Origin of the sequence: Chryseobacterium sp. UNC8MFCol, assembly GCF_000482305.1 — a bacterium.
Lineage (GTDB): Bacteria > Bacteroidota > Bacteroidia > Flavobacteriales > Weeksellaceae > Chryseobacterium > Chryseobacterium indologenes.
The window spans coordinates 34,210-56,801 of the sequence record NZ_KI535291.1; the positions used below are offsets into that span (position 1 = coordinate 34,210).

Annotated in this window: 24 protein-coding genes, 1 pseudogene and 1 riboswitch; of the genes and pseudogenes, 24 read left to right on the top strand and 1 reads right to left on the bottom strand. The window is 35.9% G+C overall.

Annotation, left to right across the window (positions count from 1 at the left end; translation table 11 throughout):
- Nucleotides 1-305 precede the first annotated feature (305 nt).
- Genes M030_RS0117895 through M030_RS0117905 form a run of 3 tightly spaced genes read left to right on the top strand, consistent with a single transcriptional unit; the run spans nucleotide 306 to nucleotide 1,641 of the window.
- Entirely contained in the window at nucleotides 306-551 is a 246-nt protein-coding gene (locus M030_RS0117895) for a helix-turn-helix transcriptional regulator (protein ID WP_027374758.1), read from the top strand.
- Between the two features lie 43 nt (nucleotides 552-594).
- Nucleotides 595-774 carry a bacteriocin-like protein gene (locus M030_RS0117900; RefSeq protein WP_138403009.1) on the top strand — a complete coding sequence of 60 codons (180 nt, stop codon included), beginning with the start codon at nucleotides 595-597 and terminating at the stop codon, nucleotides 772-774.
- Between the two features lie 48 nt (nucleotides 775-822).
- Nucleotides 823-1,641, top strand: a complete 819-nt coding sequence (locus M030_RS0117905) for a GLPGLI family protein (RefSeq protein WP_027374760.1) — start codon at nucleotides 823-825, stop codon at nucleotides 1,639-1,641.
- A 32-nt stretch (nucleotides 1,642-1,673) separates the two neighbouring features.
- Here M030_RS0117905 and M030_RS0117910 read toward each other — a convergent pair whose 3' ends face one another.
- Nucleotides 1,674-1,898: a hypothetical protein gene (locus M030_RS0117910; RefSeq protein ID WP_027374761.1), complete on the bottom strand. Its 225-nt coding sequence runs from the start codon at nucleotides 1,896-1,898 to the stop codon at nucleotides 1,674-1,676.
- 68 nt (nucleotides 1,899-1,966) lie between these two features.
- Here M030_RS0117910 and M030_RS25790 point away from each other — a divergent pair, with 68 nt between their 5' ends.
- The 21 genes and pseudogenes from M030_RS25790 to M030_RS0118020 all read left to right on the top strand — a co-directional run bounded on the left by M030_RS25790 (nucleotide 1,967) and on the right by M030_RS0118020 (nucleotide 22,541).
- Complete coding sequence (locus tag M030_RS25790; RefSeq protein ID WP_185097400.1) at nucleotides 1,967-2,128, top strand: hypothetical protein; 162 nt, start codon at nucleotides 1,967-1,969, stop codon at nucleotides 2,126-2,128.
- Between the two features lie 189 nt (nucleotides 2,129-2,317).
- The gene (locus M030_RS0117920; protein WP_155860274.1) at nucleotides 2,318-2,575 is read left to right on the top strand and encodes a hypothetical protein; all 258 of its coding nucleotides are present in this window, start codon (nucleotides 2,318-2,320) and stop codon (nucleotides 2,573-2,575) included.
- Between the two features lie 1,214 nt (nucleotides 2,576-3,789).
- Nucleotides 3,790-4,179, top strand: a pseudogene (locus tag M030_RS24425) (arsenic resistance protein); the annotation flags it as partial.
- Between the two features lie 130 nt (nucleotides 4,180-4,309).
- Nucleotides 4,310-4,702, top strand: a complete 393-nt coding sequence (locus M030_RS24430) for a hypothetical protein (protein WP_034722840.1) — start codon at nucleotides 4,310-4,312, stop codon at nucleotides 4,700-4,702.
- 137 nt (nucleotides 4,703-4,839) lie between these two features.
- Nucleotides 4,840-5,718 carry a DUF3347 domain-containing protein gene (locus tag M030_RS0117940; protein WP_027374764.1) on the top strand — a complete coding sequence of 293 codons (879 nt, stop codon included), beginning with the start codon at nucleotides 4,840-4,842 and terminating at the stop codon, nucleotides 5,716-5,718.
- 17 nt (nucleotides 5,719-5,735) lie between these two features.
- Nucleotides 5,736-7,856, top strand: a complete 2,121-nt coding sequence (locus M030_RS0117945) for a heavy metal translocating P-type ATPase (RefSeq protein ID WP_027374765.1) — start codon at nucleotides 5,736-5,738, stop codon at nucleotides 7,854-7,856.
- A gap of 6 nt (nucleotides 7,857-7,862) precedes the next feature.
- Nucleotides 7,863-8,516: a DUF3347 domain-containing protein gene (locus tag M030_RS0117950; RefSeq protein ID WP_027374766.1), complete on the top strand. Its 654-nt coding sequence runs from the start codon at nucleotides 7,863-7,865 to the stop codon at nucleotides 8,514-8,516.
- Nucleotide 8,517: 1 nt separating this feature from the next.
- A complete protein-coding gene (locus M030_RS0117955) occupies nucleotides 8,518-8,973 on the top strand; it encodes a heme-binding domain-containing protein (protein WP_027374767.1) in 456 nt (151 codons plus the stop codon).
- A gap of 14 nt (nucleotides 8,974-8,987) precedes the next feature.
- The gene (locus tag M030_RS0117960) at nucleotides 8,988-11,276 is read left to right on the top strand and encodes a multicopper oxidase domain-containing protein (RefSeq protein WP_027374768.1); all 2,289 of its coding nucleotides are present in this window, start codon (nucleotides 8,988-8,990) and stop codon (nucleotides 11,274-11,276) included.
- 128 nt (nucleotides 11,277-11,404) lie between these two features.
- Nucleotides 11,405-11,878: a DUF305 domain-containing protein gene (locus tag M030_RS0117965; protein ID WP_051585158.1), complete on the top strand. Its 474-nt coding sequence runs from the start codon at nucleotides 11,405-11,407 to the stop codon at nucleotides 11,876-11,878.
- Nucleotides 11,879-11,883: 5 nt separating this feature from the next.
- Nucleotides 11,884-12,582 (top strand): VIT family protein, encoded by a 699-nt coding sequence (locus M030_RS0117970; RefSeq protein ID WP_027374770.1) that lies wholly within the window; start codon nucleotides 11,884-11,886, stop codon nucleotides 12,580-12,582.
- Between the two features lie 6 nt (nucleotides 12,583-12,588).
- Nucleotides 12,589-13,212, top strand: a complete 624-nt coding sequence (locus tag M030_RS0117975; protein ID WP_027374771.1) for a class I SAM-dependent methyltransferase — start codon at nucleotides 12,589-12,591, stop codon at nucleotides 13,210-13,212.
- Nucleotides 13,213-13,220: 8 nt separating this feature from the next.
- Nucleotides 13,221-14,114 carry a LysR family transcriptional regulator gene (locus M030_RS0117980; RefSeq protein WP_027374772.1) on the top strand — a complete coding sequence of 298 codons (894 nt, stop codon included), beginning with the start codon at nucleotides 13,221-13,223 and terminating at the stop codon, nucleotides 14,112-14,114.
- A 75-nt stretch (nucleotides 14,115-14,189) separates the two neighbouring features.
- Nucleotides 14,190-15,176, top strand: coding sequence for a YeiH family protein (locus tag M030_RS0117985; protein ID WP_027374773.1), 987 nt, complete (start codon nucleotides 14,190-14,192; stop codon nucleotides 15,174-15,176).
- Nucleotides 15,177-15,237: 61 nt separating this feature from the next.
- Complete coding sequence (locus tag M030_RS0117990) at nucleotides 15,238-16,203, top strand: YncE family protein (RefSeq protein ID WP_027374774.1); 966 nt, start codon at nucleotides 15,238-15,240, stop codon at nucleotides 16,201-16,203.
- Nucleotides 16,204-16,232: 29 nt separating this feature from the next.
- Nucleotides 16,233-16,697 (top strand): hypothetical protein, encoded by a 465-nt coding sequence (locus tag M030_RS0117995; protein WP_027374775.1) that lies wholly within the window; start codon nucleotides 16,233-16,235, stop codon nucleotides 16,695-16,697.
- Nucleotides 16,698-16,717: 20 nt separating this feature from the next.
- A riboswitch (Fluoride riboswitch) is annotated at nucleotides 16,718-16,783 on the top strand.
- Between the two features lie 32 nt (nucleotides 16,784-16,815).
- Entirely contained in the window at nucleotides 16,816-18,120 is a 1,305-nt protein-coding gene (locus tag M030_RS0118000; protein WP_027374776.1) for a voltage-gated chloride channel family protein, read from the top strand.
- A gap of 10 nt (nucleotides 18,121-18,130) precedes the next feature.
- Entirely contained in the window at nucleotides 18,131-18,481 is a 351-nt protein-coding gene (locus M030_RS0118005) for a DUF190 domain-containing protein (protein ID WP_157761371.1), read from the top strand.
- A 95-nt stretch (nucleotides 18,482-18,576) separates the two neighbouring features.
- Complete coding sequence (locus M030_RS0118010) at nucleotides 18,577-19,251, top strand: response regulator transcription factor (protein ID WP_027374778.1); 675 nt, start codon at nucleotides 18,577-18,579, stop codon at nucleotides 19,249-19,251.
- A complete protein-coding gene (locus M030_RS0118015; RefSeq protein WP_042723206.1) occupies nucleotides 19,239-20,516 on the top strand; it encodes a sensor histidine kinase in 1,278 nt (425 codons plus the stop codon). The genes M030_RS0118010 and M030_RS0118015 overlap by 13 nt, the downstream gene beginning before the upstream one ends.
- A 198-nt stretch (nucleotides 20,517-20,714) precedes the next feature.
- Complete coding sequence (locus M030_RS0118020; protein WP_228375279.1) at nucleotides 20,715-22,541, top strand: LTA synthase family protein; 1,827 nt, start codon at nucleotides 20,715-20,717, stop codon at nucleotides 22,539-22,541.
- Nucleotides 22,542-22,592 lie beyond the last annotated feature (51 nt).

The following is a 22,592-nucleotide window of genomic DNA, read 5'->3' on the forward strand; positions in this document are numbered from 1 at the left end:
GATGCTCTATCCTTGTTGAGGTATTGCTATTAAAAATATACCACAAAAAAAGACCCTCAGAATTGGACGAGTTCCGGGATTTTTATTTGAGTAAAAAACTCAAGTAAACTAAATATTAGGATTCCTATTAAGAAAATCCACATAAATATTGCGATGATTTTAATTTCTCTATCCTTACTTTTAAATAGTAAGCAATCATTAATAAATTCTTTCATTGATTTTAATTGTAAAACTATCATAAATAATGTTTTTAGTGATACGGAATTCCATAATGAATTAATAATGTTCTATATTAATTTTATGACATGGATTCCATTGAAAAATTAATTATTAATTATTTGGTCATTTGCTATCTAAAGGATGGGCTAAGCCAGCAGGAAATAGCAGAAAGGTTAAAACAAAATGATATTAAGCCAAATAGTTTGAGCTCAGTTGAAAAGAAACTTAAGCAAATTAAAGAATATTATGAAGCAAAAAATCTTTTTCACCTTGCTTGTATTCTACGTAACAATAAACTTTTAGTAAATGCGCATTCCCGTAATGGTGAGTAAAAAAAGTGTTTATATTTATCAGACAATTTTTAAAATATTTATTATGAAAAATCTTAAAAAACTTTCAAGAGAAAATTTAAAAGGTGTAAATGGTGGACTTATTAAGCTTGTAGAACCAGGTAGATGGTGCTGTTGTGGTTCAAATGGGTGTAGCACTGGTGTATACGGAGATTCCAATGATTTAACTTGTGTAGATTCTGGAACATCATTAACAAAATGCTAAACTAACTAAGGGTTACTTGAAAAGTAACCTTTTTTATATCTTTAACACATGAACAAAATTTTTTTTATCTGGTTGTTATTACCTAACTTATTCTTACCTCAGAATGTTAGAATTATATATGAGTATAAATTTGTGACCGATACTTTGAAAAAAGATGCTATTTCCGAAGAGCTTGTAGTTTTAGATATTGAAAAAGATAAAAAATCTCTATTCACTGGCTTAAAACATATAATATCTGATTCTACAATGACTGCAAGATCGGAGAAAGGAATAATGTCATTTCCTGATTCGTCGATGAAAATAAAATATGTGGTAGAAAAGGATAAAGATGGTATTTTCTTTTATACCGCAAACCATATGCCTAATCCAGTTTTAAAAGTTAAAGATGAAAGAAGGATAAATTGGAGAATATTGCCTGATAAGCAAAAGATCGGAGGGTATAGTGCTCAAAAAGCAACGACCAATTTTGGAGGAAGAGAATGGGTGGCTTGGTTTACACCGGAAATTCCTTTCCAAGATGGACCATATAAATTTTATGGTTTACCTGGGCTTATTTTGAAAGTATCTGATAAAACAAACAGTCATTCATTTGAAATTGTATCGGTAGAGAAAAAGAAATCTAATTACGATATTTTGAATGACATTACTTATAAAGAAGCAAGAGAAATTTCTTTCAATGAATATGAGAAAATTTCCAAAGAAAGCGATTTAGAGAGATTCAGAAAAAAAGCTTTTACGGGGGATATAATTTTTAAATCTAACGAAGAGAAACAAAACTTTCTAAAAGATTTAGATGCAAAAATAAAAGAAAGTAAAATACATGATAACAATCCAATTGAATTTAGTACAATAAATTTAAATAAGTAAAGCATCTGGCAAGGTGCTTTACTTTTTAGAGATTATTCTCCATCTTCTCTATTTCCATTTTTGACAAACTGTTCCATTTCTTCAATTATCTTTCCTCGCTCATGATGGTTAATGAATATTGCTCTTTCAATCACGCGTGATATCATTGTAGGATTTACTTGATTTACTTTGAATAAAAGGTCTTTTCCTAGCTGTTGATATAAAACATAATACTGTTGTTCATTTATTTCGTAAAATAATTTTAATGTCCTTTTCATAGAAATTTTCTTTTTTGAATTTGCAGTAAAAATAATGCAATGGAAGGAAACATTACTGTGGCGAGATCATGAACCAATTGAACGATTGGCAGCTACAGGAGATAGCTCATTTATATACCAATACCTCAGTAGAAGATTTTGCTGCTGCGTATGCTGATATGATTCTTATAGTCTATCAAAAAGCACCAGATTTAAAAGCTAGGCTTCATCTTAAAAGATTAACGAAATAAGTCTCTATTACTGAATTAGAGAAGCATACCGGATTTCTCAAAGAGAAGAGTGACCTCTTTCGCTTTCCAAAAATACCAGGAGTAATAAAACCTGCAGACAAAATTGTAAATATTTCTGCAAGGCAATTTTCTACAATTGATACTTATTTCTTTATGTGGAACAAAGAAAAAAGCTTATTGAATTTAAAAATGCTAGTAGCTACTCTTTATAGATTCAAGGATCAGTATGATGATCTTGATCTAAGAAATTTAGCAACGATTACAGATAAGATCCCTGAAAAGCAAATGGAGGTTATTGCTTTAGCTTATATGTTCACCAAGAGAAATATTGAGGAAAGTTTTCCAATAGTTTTTCCAAAAAAGAAAGAAACGGAAGAGGAAAAGTTGCAGTCGGTTTTCAAGAAAAAAGATAATGAAATTGTCTTTACAGAAGGAATTTCCAAATAAAAAAAAATATTGTTTATGTCCACTATGTTAATAGTCAGAGTATTTAATGCACAGGTGGAGTCAAAATTGTTATCAGATTTATCAAAAATCATTTACAATGTAAAAAATTGTAATATGATTCTGGCGAAACGAAAACCTACGAAGGAAACGAATATGTTACAGAAACTTCAGACGTAAAATGCACTCCGGGGATGGTTTCAGCTTTTGAAGAAATAGTAATACTAATAAAGCAGAAATTAGATTAGATGGTGATCTACTGTAAATGATTTTGAAATCTCAGATAAAACCAGAAAGTCAATTAAATTAGCACTGGAGCTATACGAGAAATTAAAAAATATCTGAAAATAATAAAATTCCCTGATTTATAGGTTTTTATAAATAGTGAACTTGGAAGGATTATCTTCGAACCGTCTGATACAAGATTTGAATTGGATTTTGAAATTAAATATTTGATTATGAGTTGTTTGTGTAGGTTTTCGGAGAGTTCGAATCCTTTTGCGATATGTTGACGGGAGCAATTTTTCGAACTTTTGTCCTAATATTTTAAGAGCTCTAATTTTCAATATATTGGTTTTTAATACTTTATGATTTGTAATTCAAGTTCGAATCCTCTTGCCATAATGATTTTATTAAGTTATTTTGACTATTATAATAGTAAAAATAGGTAATTTTCAGCTTGGAGTTGATTTATTATCAACTCCAAGCTCGTTTAAAAGAAATAATGTACTTTTATAAATTTAGCTAAAAATTTCCATAAAACTTTCTTAGTGCGTTTATCCTTAACAGTAACTTTTGCAACATTGTATGATTATTATTTGGATGAAAAGCCCTACTATGTTTTCATTTTCTCATTTTTGAGACTAATAAAGGAATTATTGAACTTTACTCAATTTTACCTTTATTTTTGTTTACGGGAAACCATATTTGAACTTTATGATGAAGCTGTTTTTGATCCAGCTATTCATTATAATAATGAGTAAGGATGCTACCCCTAGTTGGGCTGGCTATATTTTTTAATGAGAAGTACGCTATGTAAGGCACTTGAGAAATAAGTTTATTGGGTGAAGCAATTGATGATAAATATTTGCCTGAGATTGGAACAAGACGAAGACTTTCAATAAAAACTAATAATTTAGAATTTTAAAGACAAAAGCATATTTGAGTAAGGGTTCTGATAAATTGGCCAAGTACAAAGATGTAATCAAGGAATTAATAAGTTTATACCCCGAATATCACCCATTACAATGTATGCTTTATTGTTTACAATCGTATTAATGTTCAGTCTGAAAGGCGATAAAATATTAGAATTGCCAATGGATGTGATAAAAGTTGCCATACCCTTAATCATCTATTTTGTACTAATGTTTTTTGTTAGCTTCTATATCAATAAAACGCTGAAAGTTCCTTACGACAAAAATGCCTCAATAGCCTTTACAGCTACAGGCAACAATTTTGAATTGGCGATAGCAGTAGCAATAGCTGTTTTTGGCATTCACTCTCCGCAGGCATTTGTAGGCGTAATTGGTCCATTAATAGAAGTTCCCGTGCTTATTTTATTGGTAAAAGCCAGCTTGTGGCTAAAGAAGAGATATTGCAATAATTAGATTGATTTAAAAAGAAATCAGCACAAAGTTATAAAATTCAGAAATTTTTCTAAATTCAATTTTAACTTTGTATAAACTTTACAGTTTATATTTAATAATCACAAAAAAATAAATTCATAAATTTGTCTAAGTGAAAAATTGGAACAAACATATCACCATAGTTCTATGGCTATTTTGGGGATTTCTATTGGCTCCCAACATAAGCTATGCCTGTTCAAAAGCTCCAATTAAAACGGAACAACAGAAATTTTCAAAAAATCATCACGAGAAAGCAGAAAAAAAGGATTGTTGCAAAACCAAATCCTGTAAAAAATGTAAAGATGGAAATGGCTGCGGTGGTAATTGTAAGCATAACTCGTGTAAGTGCGGCGTTTCTTCACCAAATTCTTTAAGTGTACCAATCGCAATAGAATTAAAAGCAAAGAACTATTTTGCTGAAACCAAAAAGCAAAAATTCGGTTTCAAAGAAGCCTATTATTCTTCAGGCTTTTTCTCCATTTGGCTTCCCCCTAAAATAAGCTAAAATTATGACTTGACAGCCATAGGTACGTCTTGTCAAAAGCTGTTCCGGCTTTTTTTAATCCCTAATTTGTATCATTTATTTAAAATTTCAAACAGAAATGGGTTTGCTAATGCCCCATTTCTTAAAATGTAATTATTATGAAATCATTATCAAAAATAGTGATGGTAATCGCTGTATTACTATCATCAATAAACGGCTTCGCACAAATCAAGAATGCGAAAACAGAAACCGTAAAGATTTACGGAAATTGTGGTATGTGCAAAACCACCATCGAAAAAGCAGGTAACGTAAAAAAGGTAGCCAGTGTGGACTGGAACAAAGATACCAAGATGGCTACGCTCACCTATGACGGCGACAAAACAAATCAGGATGAAATCCTGAAACGTATCGCCTTAGCAGGTTATGATAGCGAGAAGTTCTTGGCGCCAGATGATGTATATGCAAAATTACCCGGTTGTTGCCAGTATGATAGAGCGTTGAAGCCAACTGCCAAAAACAAAGAGGCAGGAATGGATATGAACGCCGGGCATGGCAATCACAATCATAGTGAAATGACAGCACAGGGTAACAAGAATGCTACTCAAAATCAATCACAACTAAAACCTGTATTTGACAACTATTTTTCAGTTAAAGATGCTTTGATAAAAACAGATGCGGCGACCGCATCCGCCAAAGCTGCTGAATTGTCGGCATCCATTAAACCAGTTGATATGAGTAAGCTATCGGTAGAAGAGCATGCTGTTTGGATGAAAATAATGAAAGACTTAGCAGCCAATACAGAAAGTATATCAAAATCAAAAGATGTTGCAAAACAGAGAAATGCTTTTGCCAAACTCTCGGGCAATATTTACACATTGGCTAAAGTATCTAAACAGGATGTACCCGTTTATTATCAACATTGCCCAATGTATAATGGCGGAGCAAACTGGTTAAGCAAAGAGAATGCGGTTAAAAATCCGTATTACGGTTCACAAATGCTTACCTGTGGTAGTACAGTTGAAATTCTTGGCAAGTAAATCCTAAACTTACAATTATGAACAAGTACACTTGTCCTATGCACCCGCAGGTGCTAAAAGACGAACCGGGAAAATGCCCCCTTTGCAGCATGGCATTGGTTCCCATAGGCGGTACGTCAGCCTCTCATGAACACACATCAGGACATGGGCATTCGGGACATGCTCACCCTGACCATGCTAAAGAAAGTTTTGATAAACATGAGGGGCATCATACGGGCGATTTCCTCGCACGTTTTTGGGTAAGCCTCATCATTACAATTCCTATCCTGCTGCTGTCGCACATGATACAGCAGTGGTTAGGCTTTAGCTTTACTTTCAGTGGCGATAAGTATGTGCTGCTTGCGTTGGGTACGGTTATGTATATCTATGGAGGCTTGCCATTCCTAAAAGGAATGATTGGCGAGATAAAAGCCAAAGCCATAGGCATGATGACCCTTGTTGCCATCGCCATATCGGTAGCCTATATCTATTCGGTAGCCGTTGTGTTTGGTTTGCAGGGGATGGATTTCTTTTGGGAGTTAGCCACGCTTATTGACATTATGCTATTGGGGCATTGGCTCGAAATGCGTTCTCAAATGGCTGCATCGAGGGCATTACAGTCGTTGGTGGCTTTACTGCCTAATGATGTTACCGTGGAGCGGAACGGAGAAGCTGTAAAGATAAAGCTCGAAGACCTGCAAAGCGGTGAAACGGTTATCATAAAACCGGGAGAAAAAATTCCTGCCGATGGATTGGTACTGGAGGGGCTTTCGTACATCAATGAAAGTATGCTTACTGGAGAAAGTGTTCCGGTAAAAAAAGAAGCCAACAGTAAGGTTATTGCAGGCTCTATCAATGGCGATGGTGCGGTAAAAGTTAAGGTAACAGCGGTCGGAAAAGACAGTTACTTAAACAGGGTTATCAATCTTGTACAAGAGGCACAGGCTACCAAGTCCAATACACAAAACCTTGCGGACAAAGTAGCAAAATGGCTCACCTTTATTGCTATTGCCGTAGGCATAGGCACATTCATTTATTGGTATGCCAGCAATGGGGATATTGCTTTTGCATTAGAACGAATGGTTACTGTAATGGTAACAGCTTGCCCCCACGCATTGGGCGTAGCTATCCCTTTGGTGGTCGCTATTTCCACAACGCTATCGGCGACCAATGGGCTGCTTATCCGCAACCGCACGGCATTTGAAACGACCCGGAAGCTATCTACCATCATTTTTGATAAGACCGGAACGCTTACCAAAGGTTCCCACGCAGTAGAAAAGGTTTTCCCTTTAACAGATGAATATAATGCCGATGAGGTTATCCAGTATGCTGCCGCAGTACAGCAAAATTCAGAACACCATATCGCAAAAGGTATTATGGCTGCATTGAAAGAAAGGAGCCTCACCCTATGGAAGTCTGAAAACTTTAGCTATATGCAGGGCATAGGTGTAAAAGGTGTTGTAAACGGGAAAAATGTCGTAGCGGCGGGACCGAATTATTTCGCCGAAAAGCACCTTTCACTGCCCGAAATCCCAACTGAAATCAATCAGGAAGCCGAAACGGTAAACTTTGTTTTAATCGAAAATAAAGTAGCAGGTATCATCACTTTGGCAGACAGTATCCGTGAGGGTTCAAAGCAAGCTATTGACGACCTCAAACGATTGAATATCAAATCCTTTTTGCTTACAGGCGACAATGAAAAGATTGCTGCTGCGGTAGCTGGAAAATTGAGAATGGATGGGTATTTGGCAAATGTACTTCCGCACAATAAGCAGGAAAAAGTAAAGGAATTTCAAAACAAAGGTGAAGTTGTGGCAATGACAGGCGATGGCGTAAATGATGCTCCTGCGTTGGCACAGGCAGATGTTGGCATTGCCGTAGGTTCCGGTACAGACGTGGCAGCCGAAACTGCGGACATTATATTGGTGGACAGTGACCCCAGAGATGTGGTCAAACTGATTGACTTCGGCAAACTTACTTATAAAAAGATGGTACAAAACCTGATATGGGCGGTTGGCTACAACGTGGTAGCAATCCCTCTTGCCGCAGGTGTACTCTATCCGAAATTTATTTTAAGCCCGGCAATGGGTGCTGTACTGATGAGCATAAGTACCATTGTAGTGGCTATTAATGCAAGTTTATTAAAAATCAAAAAGTAAATAAAAATGAAAAATATAACAATATCAATCTTCGCTGTTATCACAGTATTTATAGCAGCTTCATGTAATCAGTCGTCAACTAAGAACAACGAGCTGTCCGAAAATAATACAACTGCCACTTCGGGCGAGCAGGCACCTTCTCAGTCAAAAGTGAATGACACAGTGCCCTTACCAGCTACGCCTGATACATCCATCGGTAAGAATGCAGGAGAAACAGCAACTGGTGGTTTTTCTATTGCGCCCATAGTGGCTGATTATCTGTCACTGAAGAACGCTCTTGTTTCAGACGATGCTAATGCTGCTGCCGATGCAGGTAAAAAGCTGTTTGCCACCCTGAATAAAGTGGACATGAAAACCGTCCCTGCCGATAATCACAAAAAATACATGGACATAACAGATGATATAAAGGAAAACGCAGAGCATATTGGCGACAATGCAGGTAAAATTGATCATCAGAGAGAGCATCTGGCATCATTAAGTGAAGATATCAGTGATCTTATTACGCTGTTCGGTTCTCCGCAGGCACTCTATCAGGATCATTGCCCAATGTTCAATGATGGCAAAGGAGCTATTTGGTTAAGCGAAAGCAAAGCAATCAAAAATCCTTATTACGGTTCAAAAATGATTACCTGCGGTATGGTGGAAAAAACCTTTAATTAATATGTCCTTAACGAAGAAAATCATATTGGGGTTGACTATTATCTTAATCGGCATACAGTTTTTTCAACCGTTACAGAACAAGTCGGATGAAGTGACAGCCTCTCATATTGAAAAGGTGTATGCCGTACCCCAAAATGTAAAGGCTGTCCTTGTCCAATCCTGCTACGACTGTCATAGCAACAATACCCATTATCCGTGGTATAGCCGCATCCAGCCGGGGTCATGGTATATGGCGCAGCATATCAAAAAAGGTAAGGAGGAACTCAACTTCAGCAACTTTGGGGAGTATTCCCCCCGCAAGCAGCGAAATAAGTTCAGGGCTATGGCGGGACAGGTCAAGGACGGAGAAATGCCCTTATCGTCATATACACTAATTCATCGCAATGCAGTATTGTCGCAAGAGGATAAGCAAGTTTTGGTGAAATGGTTTGGCGTAATGGAAGACAGTATTAAATAAAATTTTTAAAATCAATGAACAGATATAAGAATATACCCATAAAAATGCTGCAAACGGTATTGCTACTGCTTTGCGCACAAACCCTGTTTGCACAGAAAGTGGTGCATTACGAATTGTATGTAAAAGATACGCTTGTCAATTATGCAGGTAAGCAAAAAAGAGCGATTGCCGTAAACGGTCAAATCCCGATGCCTACGCTCACTTTCACCGAGGGTGATACAGCCGAAATTGTTGTTCATAATCAATTGAAAGAAAGCACATCGCTGCATTGGCACGGTGTATTTCTCCCCAACAAAGAAGACGGAGTTCCCTGGCTTACCCAAAAACCGATAGCTCCCGGGGCTACCTATACCTATCGTTTTCCTATTATACAAAGCGGAACGCACTGGTACCATTCGCATTCTGGATTACAGGAACAGATTGGGATGTACGGAAACTTTGTAATGAAGAAAAGAAAGGACGATAAGACGTTTAGAAAAGGAATAGATGATTTACCTGAAGTTCCCATTGTTTTAAGCGAATGGACCAACCTCAATCCAAAAAATATCAACAGAATGCTGCATAATGCCAACGACTGGGCGGCGATTAAGAAGAATTCAACACAGTCTTATGCAGAAGCCATTCGTGAGGGTTATTTTAAAACCAAGCTAAAAAACGAATGGAAACGTATGCTGGCAATGGATGTAAGCGATGTTTACTATGACAAAGTACTAATGAATGGAAACAATACCACAGATTTAAAAACCATCGATGGCAAATCATTGAAAGCAGGCGATAAAGTGAGGTTAAGAATATCCAACGGTGGAGCTTCTTCTTATTTCTGGTTGCGTTACGCAGGTGGAAAGATTACAGTAGTCGCTAATGACGGCAATGATGTAGAACCTGTAGATGTTGACCGGTTGATTATTGGTGTTTCAGAAACTTACGATGTTGTGGTTACGATTCCTGCCGATGGCGTGGCTTATGAATTTTTGGCAACAACCGAAGACCGAACACAGTCTGCAAGTTATTTTGTTGGAAATGGTGTTAAACAGTTGATTTCCCCTCTTCCCCGTCTTAAATATTTTGAAGGAATGAAAATGATGAACGGTATGATGAAAATGAACGGAGATCTGGATGATATGGGCATGAAGATGAGCCTGAACAAAATGGACATGAACGTAGTGATGTATCCCGAAATTACGGGACCAGCCGGAAAGAAAGAAGATCACAGCCAGCATAATATGGATATGGAATCTGGAATGAAAATGGACACCGACCCGAATAGATACAATGCAAATGCCCTGGGAGATATTACAACTCTAAATTATTCAATGTTGCAATCTCCATATAATACTACATTGCCAAAGGAGGCTCCTGTAAAAGAATTGAAATTTACACTAACCGGAAATATGAACCGCTATGTTTGGAGTATGGATAATAAAATCCTTTCCGAAACGGACAAGATACCCGTAAAAAAAGGTGAGGTTTTACGCATTACCATTTATAATAATTCGATGATGCGCCATCCGATGCACCTTCACGGGTTTGACTTCAGGGTAATAAATGGAAAAGGAGAAAAATCGCCGCTAAAAAACGTACTCGATATTATGCCGATGGAGACCGATACCATTGAATTCCTCGCAAATGAAGAAGGAGACTGGTTTTTCCATTGCCATATCCTTTATCATATGATGTCGGGTATGAACCGTGTTTTTTCGGTCGGTGATTATCAAAATCCAAATTTGCCAGACAAGAAACAAGCCTATAATATGTTGCAAAGAGAAAGCAATATGCCTCACTTTATGGCAGAAAATGATTTTGCGACCAATGGAAACGACGGTCAGGCTATGTTGCAGAATGCCCGATGGAGTTTGGGTACAGAATGGCGATTAGGCTACAACAGTATGCACGGTTATGAAGTGGAAACTCATCTTGGCAGATACATCGGAAAAATGCAGTGGCTGATGCCTTTTATTGGTTATGACTGGCGATACCGTAAAATGGGAATTGACCAGCAGGAAAAAAACCTGTTTGGCCAAACCAATGAGAAAGATACCCGAAGGGCCTTTAGTTTAGGTGTAATGTACACTTTACCAATGCTGGTCAATTTTCAGGCAGAGGTTTATCACGACGGTATTGTAAGATTGGCATTGATGCGTGAGGACATTCCGATTTCTAAGAGATTGAGAGGAGGATTTATGGTGAATACCGACAAAGAATATATGGGAGAACTCAAATACATTATCAATAAAAACATCGGAATCCGGGCTCATTATGATAGTGATATGGGATGGGGAGCCGGATTGTCACTTGTGTATTAATAATAATATTATAAGTTTTTGGATAATTATTTGATTTACTATAAATAAATGGAACTGCAATTGTTTCCACTGAAAATATAACAATTAGCTGTTCCATTTAATCAATTACAACTTTAAAATAGAATAAAATGGAAAATATGAATCACAAAAAACAAGATAATACTGTTTATAGAAAGCTTTTTTTTACACTGATAATTTCATTTATCATCATGTATCTCGTCATGTTTTTAAATGTTGACGAAATTGCTCATGTTTATATAAGTTTAACCCGAACGTACATGACATTGCTAATGGTGTCTCCGATGGCCGTGTTAATGATATTGATGATGGGCAATATGTATCATAATAAAAAACTTAATTCCATTATCATTGGTAGTGGAATTACTGTATTTATCGTTGCATTTATTTTTCTGCGAAATCAAACTTTCGTCAGCGATATTCAATATATGAAAGCAATGATTCCACATCATTCTTCTGCTATTATGACAAGCAAACATGCTGAGATCAAAGATCCAGAAGTGAAGATATTATCAGAAAATATCATAAAATCTCAAGAAGAAGAGATAAAAAAAATGAAGGAAAAAATTAAAGAACTACAGTAATACTAATGCATACAAATTTCTTAGAAAAACATTATACCAATCGTGTAGGTTGGCTACGAGCTTCAGTTCTTGGAGCAAATGACGGCATCTTATCTGTAACAAGTATTGCTATTGGTGTTGCAGCAGCCAGTTCAGAAAGAAATACGATTATTCTTGCCGCATTGGCGGGCTTGGTTTCCGGGGCAATGTCTATGGCCGCAGGAGAATATGTTTCTGTCAGTTCGCAGGCAGACACCGAAAAGGCCGACTTGTTGAGAGAAGAGAAAGAGTTAAAAGAAATGCCCGAAATGGAATTAGCAGAACTAGCAAAAATATATGAAAGTAGAGGCGTAAGTATGCAAACAGCTTTGCAGGTAGCAAAAGAATTGACCAATCACAATGCATTGGAGGCCCACGCCAAAGATGAACTGGGCATTAACGAAATTACACAGGCAAAACCCTTACAGGCAGCTTTAGCATCCTTTGCGTCTTTTACAGCGGGGGGGATTTTGCCTTTTATAGTTTCTATATTTGCTCCATTAAAAACAATGGTTTATTATCAATATACTTTGTCTATCGTGTTTTTGATGTTGCTGGGTGCAGTTACTGCAAAAACAGGAGGTTCAAAAATCATAGTTGCGGTTCTCAGAATGTGCTTTTGGGGAACAATAGCAATGGCTGCAACAGCTTTAGTCGGACATTTATTTGGGATAAAAAATATTTAAATAAGAATGAATACAGATAAAACTTCAACACAACACTGGAATACCATTTACCAAAGCAAAAACGAGAATGAAGTAAGCTGGTATCAAGAATATCCGAAAGCTTCCATTGAGTTGATAAAGGAATTAAACTTACCTCTTTCAGCACATATCATCGATATTGGTGGTGGAGAAAGCCATTTGGTAGATGTTCTTCTGGAGATGGGCTATACGAATATTTCTGTCCTAGATATTTCTGAAACTGCACTTCAAAAAAACCAAAACAGATTGGGAGAAAAAAGTAAGCTGGTAAATTGGATTGCAACTGATATTACTGAATTTATACCAAGACAAAAATATGACCTGTGGCATGACAGAGCGGCTTTTCATTTTTTAACGGCTGAAGAAAATGTCAAAAAATATGTTTCAATTGCTGAAAGGACTATCACTCAAGATGGATTTTTGATTATGGGAACATTCTCCGATAATGGTCCAACCAAATGCAGTGGTCTCGATACCAAACAATTTACCGAGGAATCACTGAAAAAAGTTTTTGAGAGATCTTTTGAGCTAAAGAGTTTCAAATATCTCGACCATTCTACACCTTTTAATACAATTCAGAATTTTTTATTTTGTACATTTCAAAGAAAATAAAATAGCAGATGTTTGATTTCAGATTGAAAGTATTTTTTACCGTTGCCAAAAGGCTCAACTTTACCAAAGCTTCGGAAGAACTGTATATCACACAGCCTGCAGTTACCAAGCACATTAAGGAGATTGAAAATTATTTCAAGGTAAAACTGTTTGACCGGAACGGAACAAAAATTAAACTTACACCCGCAGGCGAAACTTTATTACAGTATTCGGAACAGTTGTTTTCAATCTATCAGAATATGGAATTTGATCTCAATGCTTTTACTCAAAACAAATCAGGAACGCTGCGAATTGGCGCAAGTACTACCGCAGCACAATACCTGCTGCCTCCTATATTGGCAGCATTTCACCGTAAGTTCGACAAGGTAAAAGTTCAGTTGGTTACAGGAAACACAGAGCAAATAGAGATTGCTTTGCAGAATAAAAATATTGATTTAGGAATTATAGAAGGAAAATCGAGAAGCACCTTATTCAAATACTCCGCCTTTATAAAGGATGAACTCGTATTGGTTGCAAAAAATGGACATTCGATCTCAAAAAAATCATCTGTAAAAGTAGAAGATCTAATAAAGTATAGTTTTCTTTTACGTGAAGCGGGTTCTGGGACACTTGAAGTCATTGCACACGCTCTCAAACAGTCTGGTATAAAAATAAGTAATCTCAATTTAGAAATGCAGTTGGACAGTTCGGAAAGCATCAAAATGTACCTGCTCAATTCAGAAGCCTTGGCTTTTCTTTCCATATATTCCATTTTCAAAGAACTAAAAAACAATGAATGTACTGTTGTAGAAGTAAAAGGACTAAGTATAGAACGAGAATTTAACTTTATTCAAAATCAGGGTGACAGCGAAAATCTTTCTGATTTGTTTATGAGATTTGCGATAAGTTATAACTTTAGGTAATGACAGATAACGAATAGCAATTTCTGCCAGACTTTCCAAATGATGACATTTGTATCATTAAAATATAAAGTCATTATGGAACAAGACACTCAAAAGCCCAATAAGCTTAATCGATTCAAAAGTCTTCTAGATCGAAGTATTACAACTCGTGAAGTTATTTTTTTGTTAGCAGTCGTATTCTGCCTATCTCCTTTAATATCTCCGCCTATTGCATTGTTGATGGGGCTTGTCATCGCACAGTTCATTGGCCATCCTTACCTTCATCTCAATCATAAGGCGACGCACATTCTACTACAGGTTTCAGTGGTTGGTTTAGGATTTGGAATGAACGTGACCAGTGCAATGAAGGCTGGTAAAGAAGGAATCCTTTTCACTATAGTTTCTATTATTGGAACCTTGGTTATAGGATATTTGATGGGAAAATTCCTCAAAATTGACAAAAAGAGTTCCTATCTGATCTCTGCAGGAACCGCTATTTGCGGAGGAAGTGCTATTGCTGCTGTTTCTCCTGTCATTAAAGCTGAGGAAAAACAAATATCAGTGGCATTAGGTACGGTTTTCATTCTTAATTCAATTGCTTTATTCATTTTCCCAATAATTGGTCACGCCCTGAATTTGTCTCAGACCCAGTTTGGTTTATGGAGTGCCATTGCCATTCACGACACCAGTTCAGTAGTGGGAGCAGCAAGCAAATACGGAACTCAGGCTTTGGAAGTAGCAACTACTGTTAAGTTGGCGCGTGCTTTATGGATTATTCCTATAGCATTTCTATCTACATTCCTTTTCAAAAACAAAGGCAGTAAAGTGAAAATCCCCTACTTTATAGGCTTATTTGTTTTGGCTATGATTGTCAATACCTATATTCCTTTTGTTCAGAATTTCAGTCATTACCTTACCGGTATTGCCAAAGCAGGGCTAACCTTAACTTTATTTTTAATTGGCTGCGGTCTGAATAGAAAATTACTGATGAGCGTTGGTTTTAGACCTTTGATTCAGGGCGTTGTACTTTGGGGCATCATTTCTGCTGCTGCATTATGGGCGGTAACTTCTTTTGCCAGTTAAGAATCTATTGCTTAATGTATTTGAACAAATTAATATCATACTTCACTAAACAAGAAATAATATGAAATCACTACCATTTAAAATTTCACTGATACTTTTAAGCTTTACAATAAAAGCGTTCGCACAAGTTCCATTCGATGGGGATATTAAAAATAATTCACTTGCAGTTAGCCCTGATGAAAAAATAGCGGCGGCTTCTTACAGTGATTCTACAGAAATTAAAATTTATGACCTATCCAAAGCCGAGTTAAAAACTACAATCAAAGGTTTTGTCAACCCCAGAAATATCCTTTTCTCTCCGGATGGAAAGCTAATTTACATTACCGATAGTAGTCTTGGATATCTGATGGTTTATAATTCTGACAATTATCAGCTGATTAAAAAATACCCGGTTGGCTATGGTGCATTTGGGACTGCTATCTCAAAAGATGGGAAACAGCTGTTTATCAACAATGAAGCGACTAATACGGTAACCTTGGTCAATCCAGAAACATCTGAGGTCAAGAATATCATTACTGGCTTTCATCAGCCCAGGCAAGGGGTGAAATTTAATCCTGATAATACAAAGCTCTATGTGACCAATTTTGGAAACGACCATATCACCGTTGTTGATGTTAAAACGCTAAAAATAGAAGGAGAAGTGGAGGGTTTCAATAAAATCCGGGCCATCTCGATTAGTAAGGACGGTAAAACCTTATATGCAGCGAACAGCGGAACAAATGAACTGCTTATAGTAGACATCGCCAGTAAAAAGATTGCTTATCGCATTCCTGTTGGGAAAGATAATTACGGAGCAAGTTTGTCTCCAGATGGAAAATTTGTGTTAAGCGGTAACAAAATTGATAATACTATTTCAGTAGTTGACGTTAAAACCAATAAGAATATCCAAACCATCAAAGGTTTTAAAGAACCAAGACAAGCCATCGTTTTTTCGAAATACGGAAAGTTCCTTTATGTTTTGAACAACGATTTAAGTGTGGATAAAGTCAGCATGGCTAACTATAAAATCGTTCAGTCAATGAAATGATCAGGTGATAATAAATATTACTTTTTGAAATGCCAACAGAAATCTTACTGATCACAGAAGCAAAAGCTTCTGATACAAAATCTTTTTACAAATGTAATACACCTTTGTATAGGAGTGTAAAGTCTGCCTTTGAAATGCAATTTGGAAACTTTGAAACCGATATTGATTTTTTAGCATTTTTTAAGGAAATGAAATGCAAAATTGAATATTTGGTGACTGAAGTAATTGACCGAAAGGATAAAAAAATCAGACAAAAACAACGTTCTGAAAGTGTTGACTCGCTTTCGAAAAGATTAAGAATATACCGTCCCAAATGTATTATCATTATAATGAAGGATATTGAAAACTTTGTTTTAATGGCGGTAGAAAGAGCAAATTTACCAGAAGATTTATTTATTAAAAGTGTTCCATTCCCAGCAATGAGTGAAAAAAACAGAATCAATTGTGAGCTTGGAATAGCAAAAATTCTTAAAGATTATGTCGTAGGTCATTGATTTTTATTACCTTTGATTATTCAAAAAAAGGGAATGGTGTCTCCCTTACCCAACCGCCCTAAAAAGCTGATGGCGCCTGATTAAAATTGAATGTTCAATCATTTAGTCAGGATATATTATGCATTATCATCAAAAATCGAAAGGGCAAAAATCCTTTATCAGAACAAAAGCTTTTTTTAGAGCTTATCCATCACTTCCCTATATCATCAAATGGTTATTCATTAGCCTTGTAATAGGTGCTTGTATCGGAACTGCGTCCGCATTATTTTTAAAAACATTAGGCTGGGTTACAGATTTCAGGGAAAATCACCTTTGGTTGATTGCCTTACTTCCGGTTGCAGGGTTCGTAATCGGATATATTTACCATCAATTTGGTAAAGAAGTTGAAGCAGGAAATAATCTGCTGATTGATACTATTCACGACCCTAAAGAAATCATTCCTTTTCGGATGGCGCCTTTTGTTTATCTCGGAACTTTGGCTACCCACCTCTTTGGAGGTTCTGCGGGAAGAGAAGGAACAGCGATACAAATGGCAGGTTCTATTGCCGACCAATTTACCAAGCCACTAAAACTCAATCTAAATGAAAGAAAAGTTTTAATTATTGCCGCCATTGCTGCCGGTTTTGGTTCTGTATTCGGAACGCCGCTAGCCGGAGCCATTTTCGGTCTGGAAGTTTTTCTGATTGGCAGACTAAAATATGATTCGATTTTTCCGGCATTTGCATCGGCAATCATCGCAGACTTAGTCACCAAACTTTGGAAAACCGGACATACCCATTATCATATTCCGACCATTCCTGATTTTTCATTTTTAAATGGTTTATACGCCATTCTTGCCGGAATAGCTTTCGGGCTATGTGCTGCAATTTTCAGCAAAACCATTCATCGTGTGGGTAAAATTTTCAAAGCAAAAATTTCTTACCCACCTTTACGTCCTTTGGTTGGAGGTATTTTAGTTGCAACCGCAGTTTGGGCTTTAGGAACGACAAAATATATCGGTTTAGGAATTCCTACCATTGTTTCGTCTTTTGAACAGCAATTACCAGCCTACGATTTTGCATTAAAAATGATTTTTACCATTGTTACATTAGCCGCAGGATTTAAAGGTGGTGAGGTGACACCTTTATTTTTTATCGGAGCTGCATTGGGAAATTCGCTGGGCTATTTTATTCCTTTACCAACAGGGCTTTTGGCAGGAATGGGCTTTGTAGCAGTTTTTGCAGGCGCTACCAATACACCTCTGGCTTGTAGTATTATGGCAATTGAACTTTTCGGGAGTGATTGTGGGGTTTATGTAGCCATTGCGTGCGTTGTTGCTTATTTATTCTCAGGTCATAGCAGTATTTATGGCAGACAGATGATCGGTGAGCCTAAACACAACAGGTTTGGAAACTACACCGGAAAAAGACTAAATGAACTATAATTTTAAAATTATGAACGCAGAAAATTTAGCCATTGCAAAAATATACTTTAGATACGGACAATCAGTAGTTGGGCAGAACTTTTGGAGGAAACTTTGGAATAATAATCTTGGAGAATATCTTTTGAAAAAGGCGAAACAAAACGCTATCCATCAAGCCAATATTTTTACTGCTAAAAGCGGATATTTAAATAACGGTTCTATCCAATACAATATTTCTGAAATTCCGTCATCTGAAAATCCTGTTTGTTTAGAGTTAGTAGATGAATCCAGTAAGATAAAGGCTTTTTTGAACGAGAATAAAGAAGAATTACAGAAAGTATCTTTGATATTACTGAATGACATGATTATTGAATTAGCATAAATCTCATTTTGAAAAGCTATTTATCCATTCAGAAATACTTCAAAATCCATCGCTTACTTTGTTTATTAAATCGTTAAAATTAATAGAATGAACAGATGAAAATATTAATTATAGAAGATGAAAAGTTATTGGCTGAAAGTATTGCCACTTACTTAAAACAGGAACAATATAATTGTGAATTTGCTTCTACTTTTGATGAAGCTATTGAAAAAACAGGCGTTTACGAATATGATTGCATTTTGTTAGATTTGAATCTTCCTGATGGCGAAGGTCTGGAAATTCTGGAAGCGTTAAAAAAAGAAAGTAAACAGGATGGTGTCATTATTATTTCGGCAAGGGATGCTGTAGATGATAAAATTATAGGGCTCAAATTAGGTGCGGATGATTACCTCCCAAAACCTTTTCATCTTTCAGAACTGAGTGCCAGAATATATTCGGTAATACGAAGAAGACAGTTTTCCAGTACCAATCATTTAGAAATCAATGAACTTTCAATTGATTTGCTTGCGAAAGAAGTACGTGTAAACAATCAAGTGATTACACTTACAAAAAAAGAATATGATTTGCTTATTTTTTTAATTGGCAACAAAAATCGTATTGTATCTAAAGTAGCTTTAGCAGAGCATCTATCAGGAGATATGGCAGATATGTTGGATAATGTAGATTTTGTGTATGCACACGTAAAAAACTTGAAAAAGAAGCTGGCAGATGCTGGTTGCGATGATTATATCAAAACAGTTTATAAAATGGGCTACAAATGGGACGTGTGAATGGCTTACTAAACAAAACATTACTCTATTATACTTTTTTGGCAACATTCGTTCTGTTGTTGAGTGCTCCTTTTTTCTATCTTGTAATGGAAAAGCTATATACGGACGACGTGGATGAAGCGATATACCTGCGAAAAAAAGAATTTGAAATTGACCATCTTAAAACGATTCGTTCTTCTGATATTCATATATGGAACCGCTTCAACAGGGATGTAAGAATTATACCGGATACCATTTCTGGAAACCGCAAAAATAAGATTATTCAGGAAACTATATTCGATGAAGTAGTACCGGAATGGGAACCTTATCGGGTACTATATTCGGATGTGAAGATTGAAGGAAAGCCTTATGTATTAAAAATTCAGCTCAACCTGGTAGAATCCGAAGATTTGATTAAAGCCATTATTTATGTCTATCTGGTCATTCTCGGAGGAATGCTGCTGGTTATATTTTTCATAACCCGTTTTATTGCAAACCGTTTGTGGAAACCATTTTACGAAACATTACAACTGATTGATAAATTTAATATTGAACAACAATCGCTTCCATCATTCAATAAAACCGGAACAAAAGAATTTGACCAACTGAACACAGGAATTGAAAAAATGATTGTTTCTAATGTAAAATCATATAACTCCCAGAAATCCTTTACCCAAAATGCTTCACACGAGTTGCAGACTCCTTTGGCAATTTTTCAATCCAAACTCGATTTACTTTTACAGGATACTTCACTTACCCAGCAACAATCCGTTGTTTTGCAGTCTTTGTACGAAGCCTCGCTGCGTCTATCCCGTATCAATAAAAACCTATTGCTCCTCACCAAAATTGAAAACAGGCAATATGCAGAGGTTTCAACATTTACGGTAAACGAATTGGTCAATGATGTTATTGGCTATTTTGAGGAACAGGCAGAAAATAAAAATTTACGGATAGAAATCGAAGAAAATGCTATCATTGAAATTAACGCCAACAGGGTTTTAACAGAGATATTAATAAATAACCTTATACTAAATGCTATACGGCATAATTTAGAAAATGGAAATATTACCATTCTAATTGAAGATGCCAAATTCAGTATAATCAACACAGGAATTTATAAAGAACTTGACAATGCTATTCTTTTTAAAAGATTTGGCAAGGCAACCACCGATACACGAAGTTCAGGCTTAGGTTTGGCTATCGTGAAGGAGATTGTGGAACAATACAAATGGGATATCAAATACGAGTTTAAAAATAATCTGCATTGTTTTACAGTGCTTTTCTAAAAATTCAGAAAATCTACAAAATCATATATATACTTTGTTCGCATAAAATGAAAAAGTATGTATTTGTTAAAAATATTCAAAAGCCGGTTTTCTATACTCTTTTCCCTGTTCACGCTATACATTACCTTATCGCTGCTTTTAAGAGTAGGGTTGCTTTTATATTCGGTACACAATATTGATTTTACTGTTGCCAATATTATGAAAATACTTTTTTTAGGATTTTCATTCGATATCACAACGGGTCTGTTTTTCATAACAACATATAACATTTTTCTTCTTGCTCTTCCCAAAAAATGGATTGGTAGTTTGCTGGATAAAACATTCACCTATTGTTATTGCTTTATTGTTTTGTTATTGATGTATTTCAGTTTGATGGCAGAAATCCCATTTTGGGATGAATTTGGGGTAAGATTCAATTTCATTGCTGTCGACTATCTTATATACACTTATGAAGTTATTACTAATATCAATCAATCCTATCCACTTCCGCTGATTATAGGGATATTATTAATTCTGATTGTTCTAAGTTTCTATTTATTTCAAGAAAAAAAATTTTTCCTTTATAGTTTTACGAATAAAATGCCATTTCTAAAAAGATTGATAATGAGTGTAAGCCTATTAATATTAACCTTTAGCCTTGGCTTCTTTTTAAAAAATAATTGGGCTGATAACGGAAATAATCTTACGGTAAATGAATTAGGTAAAAATGGGGTGTTTTCATTTTTTGCTGCATTCAGATCGAATGAGCTTGATTATGGAACTTTTTATCCAACAATAAATCAAAGGCAAGCCTATCTGGTTCTAAGAAAAAAACTTTTGCAAAACAACCAGCACTATTTGTCAAAAAGCAACACAGAAATTTTACGAGAAACCGAAGGCGAAACACTTATTAGGCCTAATATTATTTTATTAACCATTGAGAGTTTTAGTGCTGAATTTTTAAAATCATTCGGTAATACCCAAAATCTTACGCCAAACTATGATGCACTATCCGCAGAAAGCATATTTTTTACCAATTTGTTTGCGACTGGTACACGTACTGTGAGGGGAATGGAAGCACTCACCTTATCCATTCCGCCCACTCCTGGAAACAGTATTGTAAGGCGTCCCGATAATCAACATCTTTTTTCTGTGGCCACAATTGTAAGAAACAAAAATTATCATCCATATTTCATTTATGGTGGTGATGGTTATTTCGACAATATGAACAATTTTTTCGGGGGTCAGGGTTTTGATATTGTTGACAGGGATCGTGGCAACACACTTTCAGAAGATATAGCTACCAAACGGTACCGTATTCCAGACAGTGAAGTAAGTTTTGAAAATGCTTGGGGCGTTTGTGATGAAGATCTTTACAAACAGTCCATAAAATATGCAGATATCAACTTTGAAGAAAAAAAACCTTTCTTTCAATTTGTGATGACAACATCTAATCATAAGCCCTATACTTTTCCAAATGGAAAAATAAATCTTCCTCAGGGAGAGCGTGACGCTGCCGTTAAATACACTGATTATGCTTTAGGAAAATTTATTGCTCTTGCAAAAACAAAAGCTTGGTTTAAAAATACAGTTTTTGTCATAGTAGCGGACCATTGTGCCAGTAGCGCAGGAAAATGGGAAATCAACATAAACAAGCATCACATACCTGCAATTATTTATAATTTAAATCAAAAGCCTGAGAAAATTGATAGATTGATGTCTCAAATTGATTTAATGCCAACACTATTCGGTTATTTAGGGTGGGATTACAATACTGCTTTATATGGTAAAGATATTAACCAAACGAAGATTGGGGAAGAACGTGCTTTCATAGGTAATTATCGTACACTTGGTTTGCTAAAAGGAGATATTTTTACCCAAATTAACGACCGTAAAAAAACAGTTCAATATAACTTTGATCAAAAATCCGGGGAGATGAGAGAGGATCAATTTAAAAATAGTGAACTTACTAATGAAACCATTTCCTACTATCAAACTGCAAGCGAAAGGTTTAAAGAAGGGAAAATGAAAGAAATTCAAAAATAAATTCTTCTAAAAATTCAGAAAATCTGCTAAATCCTGTGCGAGCTTTACAGG

Bases quoted from the DNA above. Each gene is read 5' to 3' on its own strand.
- M030_RS0117895 (WP_027374758.1), top strand. From the start codon at position 306: ATGGATTCCATTGAAAAATTAATTATTAATTATTTGGTCATTTGCTAT.
- M030_RS0117900 (WP_138403009.1), top strand. From the start codon at position 595: ATGAAAAATCTTAAAAAACTTTCAAGAGAAAATTTAAAAGGTGTAAAT.
- M030_RS0117905 (WP_027374760.1), top strand. From the start codon at position 823: ATGAACAAAATTTTTTTTATCTGGTTGTTATTACCTAACTTATTCTTA.
- M030_RS0117910 (WP_027374761.1), bottom strand. From the start codon at position 1,898: ATGAAAAGGACATTAAAATTATTTTACGAAATAAATGAACAACAGTAT.
- M030_RS25790 (WP_185097400.1), top strand. From the start codon at position 1,967: ATGAACCAATTGAACGATTGGCAGCTACAGGAGATAGCTCATTTATAT.
- M030_RS0117920 (WP_155860274.1), top strand. From the start codon at position 2,318: ATGCTAGTAGCTACTCTTTATAGATTCAAGGATCAGTATGATGATCTT.
- M030_RS0117940 (WP_027374764.1), top strand. From the start codon at position 4,840: ATGAAATCATTATCAAAAATAGTGATGGTAATCGCTGTATTACTATCA.
- M030_RS0117945 (WP_027374765.1), top strand. From the start codon at position 5,736: ATGAACAAGTACACTTGTCCTATGCACCCGCAGGTGCTAAAAGACGAA.
- M030_RS0117950 (WP_027374766.1), top strand. From the start codon at position 7,863: ATGAAAAATATAACAATATCAATCTTCGCTGTTATCACAGTATTTATA.
- M030_RS0117955 (WP_027374767.1), top strand. From the start codon at position 8,518: ATGTCCTTAACGAAGAAAATCATATTGGGGTTGACTATTATCTTAATC.
- M030_RS0117960 (WP_027374768.1), top strand. From the start codon at position 8,988: ATGAACAGATATAAGAATATACCCATAAAAATGCTGCAAACGGTATTG.
- M030_RS0117965 (WP_051585158.1), top strand. From the start codon at position 11,405: ATGGAAAATATGAATCACAAAAAACAAGATAATACTGTTTATAGAAAG.
- M030_RS0117970 (WP_027374770.1), top strand. From the start codon at position 11,884: ATGCATACAAATTTCTTAGAAAAACATTATACCAATCGTGTAGGTTGG.
- M030_RS0117975 (WP_027374771.1), top strand. From the start codon at position 12,589: ATGAATACAGATAAAACTTCAACACAACACTGGAATACCATTTACCAA.
- M030_RS0117980 (WP_027374772.1), top strand. From the start codon at position 13,221: ATGTTTGATTTCAGATTGAAAGTATTTTTTACCGTTGCCAAAAGGCTC.
- M030_RS0117985 (WP_027374773.1), top strand. From the start codon at position 14,190: ATGGAACAAGACACTCAAAAGCCCAATAAGCTTAATCGATTCAAAAGT.
- M030_RS0117990 (WP_027374774.1), top strand. From the start codon at position 15,238: ATGAAATCACTACCATTTAAAATTTCACTGATACTTTTAAGCTTTACA.
- M030_RS0117995 (WP_027374775.1), top strand. From the start codon at position 16,233: ATGCCAACAGAAATCTTACTGATCACAGAAGCAAAAGCTTCTGATACA.
- M030_RS0118000 (WP_027374776.1), top strand. From the start codon at position 16,816: ATGCATTATCATCAAAAATCGAAAGGGCAAAAATCCTTTATCAGAACA.
- M030_RS0118005 (WP_157761371.1), top strand. From the start codon at position 18,131: ATGAACGCAGAAAATTTAGCCATTGCAAAAATATACTTTAGATACGGA.
- M030_RS0118010 (WP_027374778.1), top strand. From the start codon at position 18,577: ATGAAAATATTAATTATAGAAGATGAAAAGTTATTGGCTGAAAGTATT.
- M030_RS0118015 (WP_042723206.1), top strand. From the start codon at position 19,239: ATGGGACGTGTGAATGGCTTACTAAACAAAACATTACTCTATTATACT.
- M030_RS0118020 (WP_228375279.1), top strand. From the start codon at position 20,715: ATGAAAATACTTTTTTTAGGATTTTCATTCGATATCACAACGGGTCTG.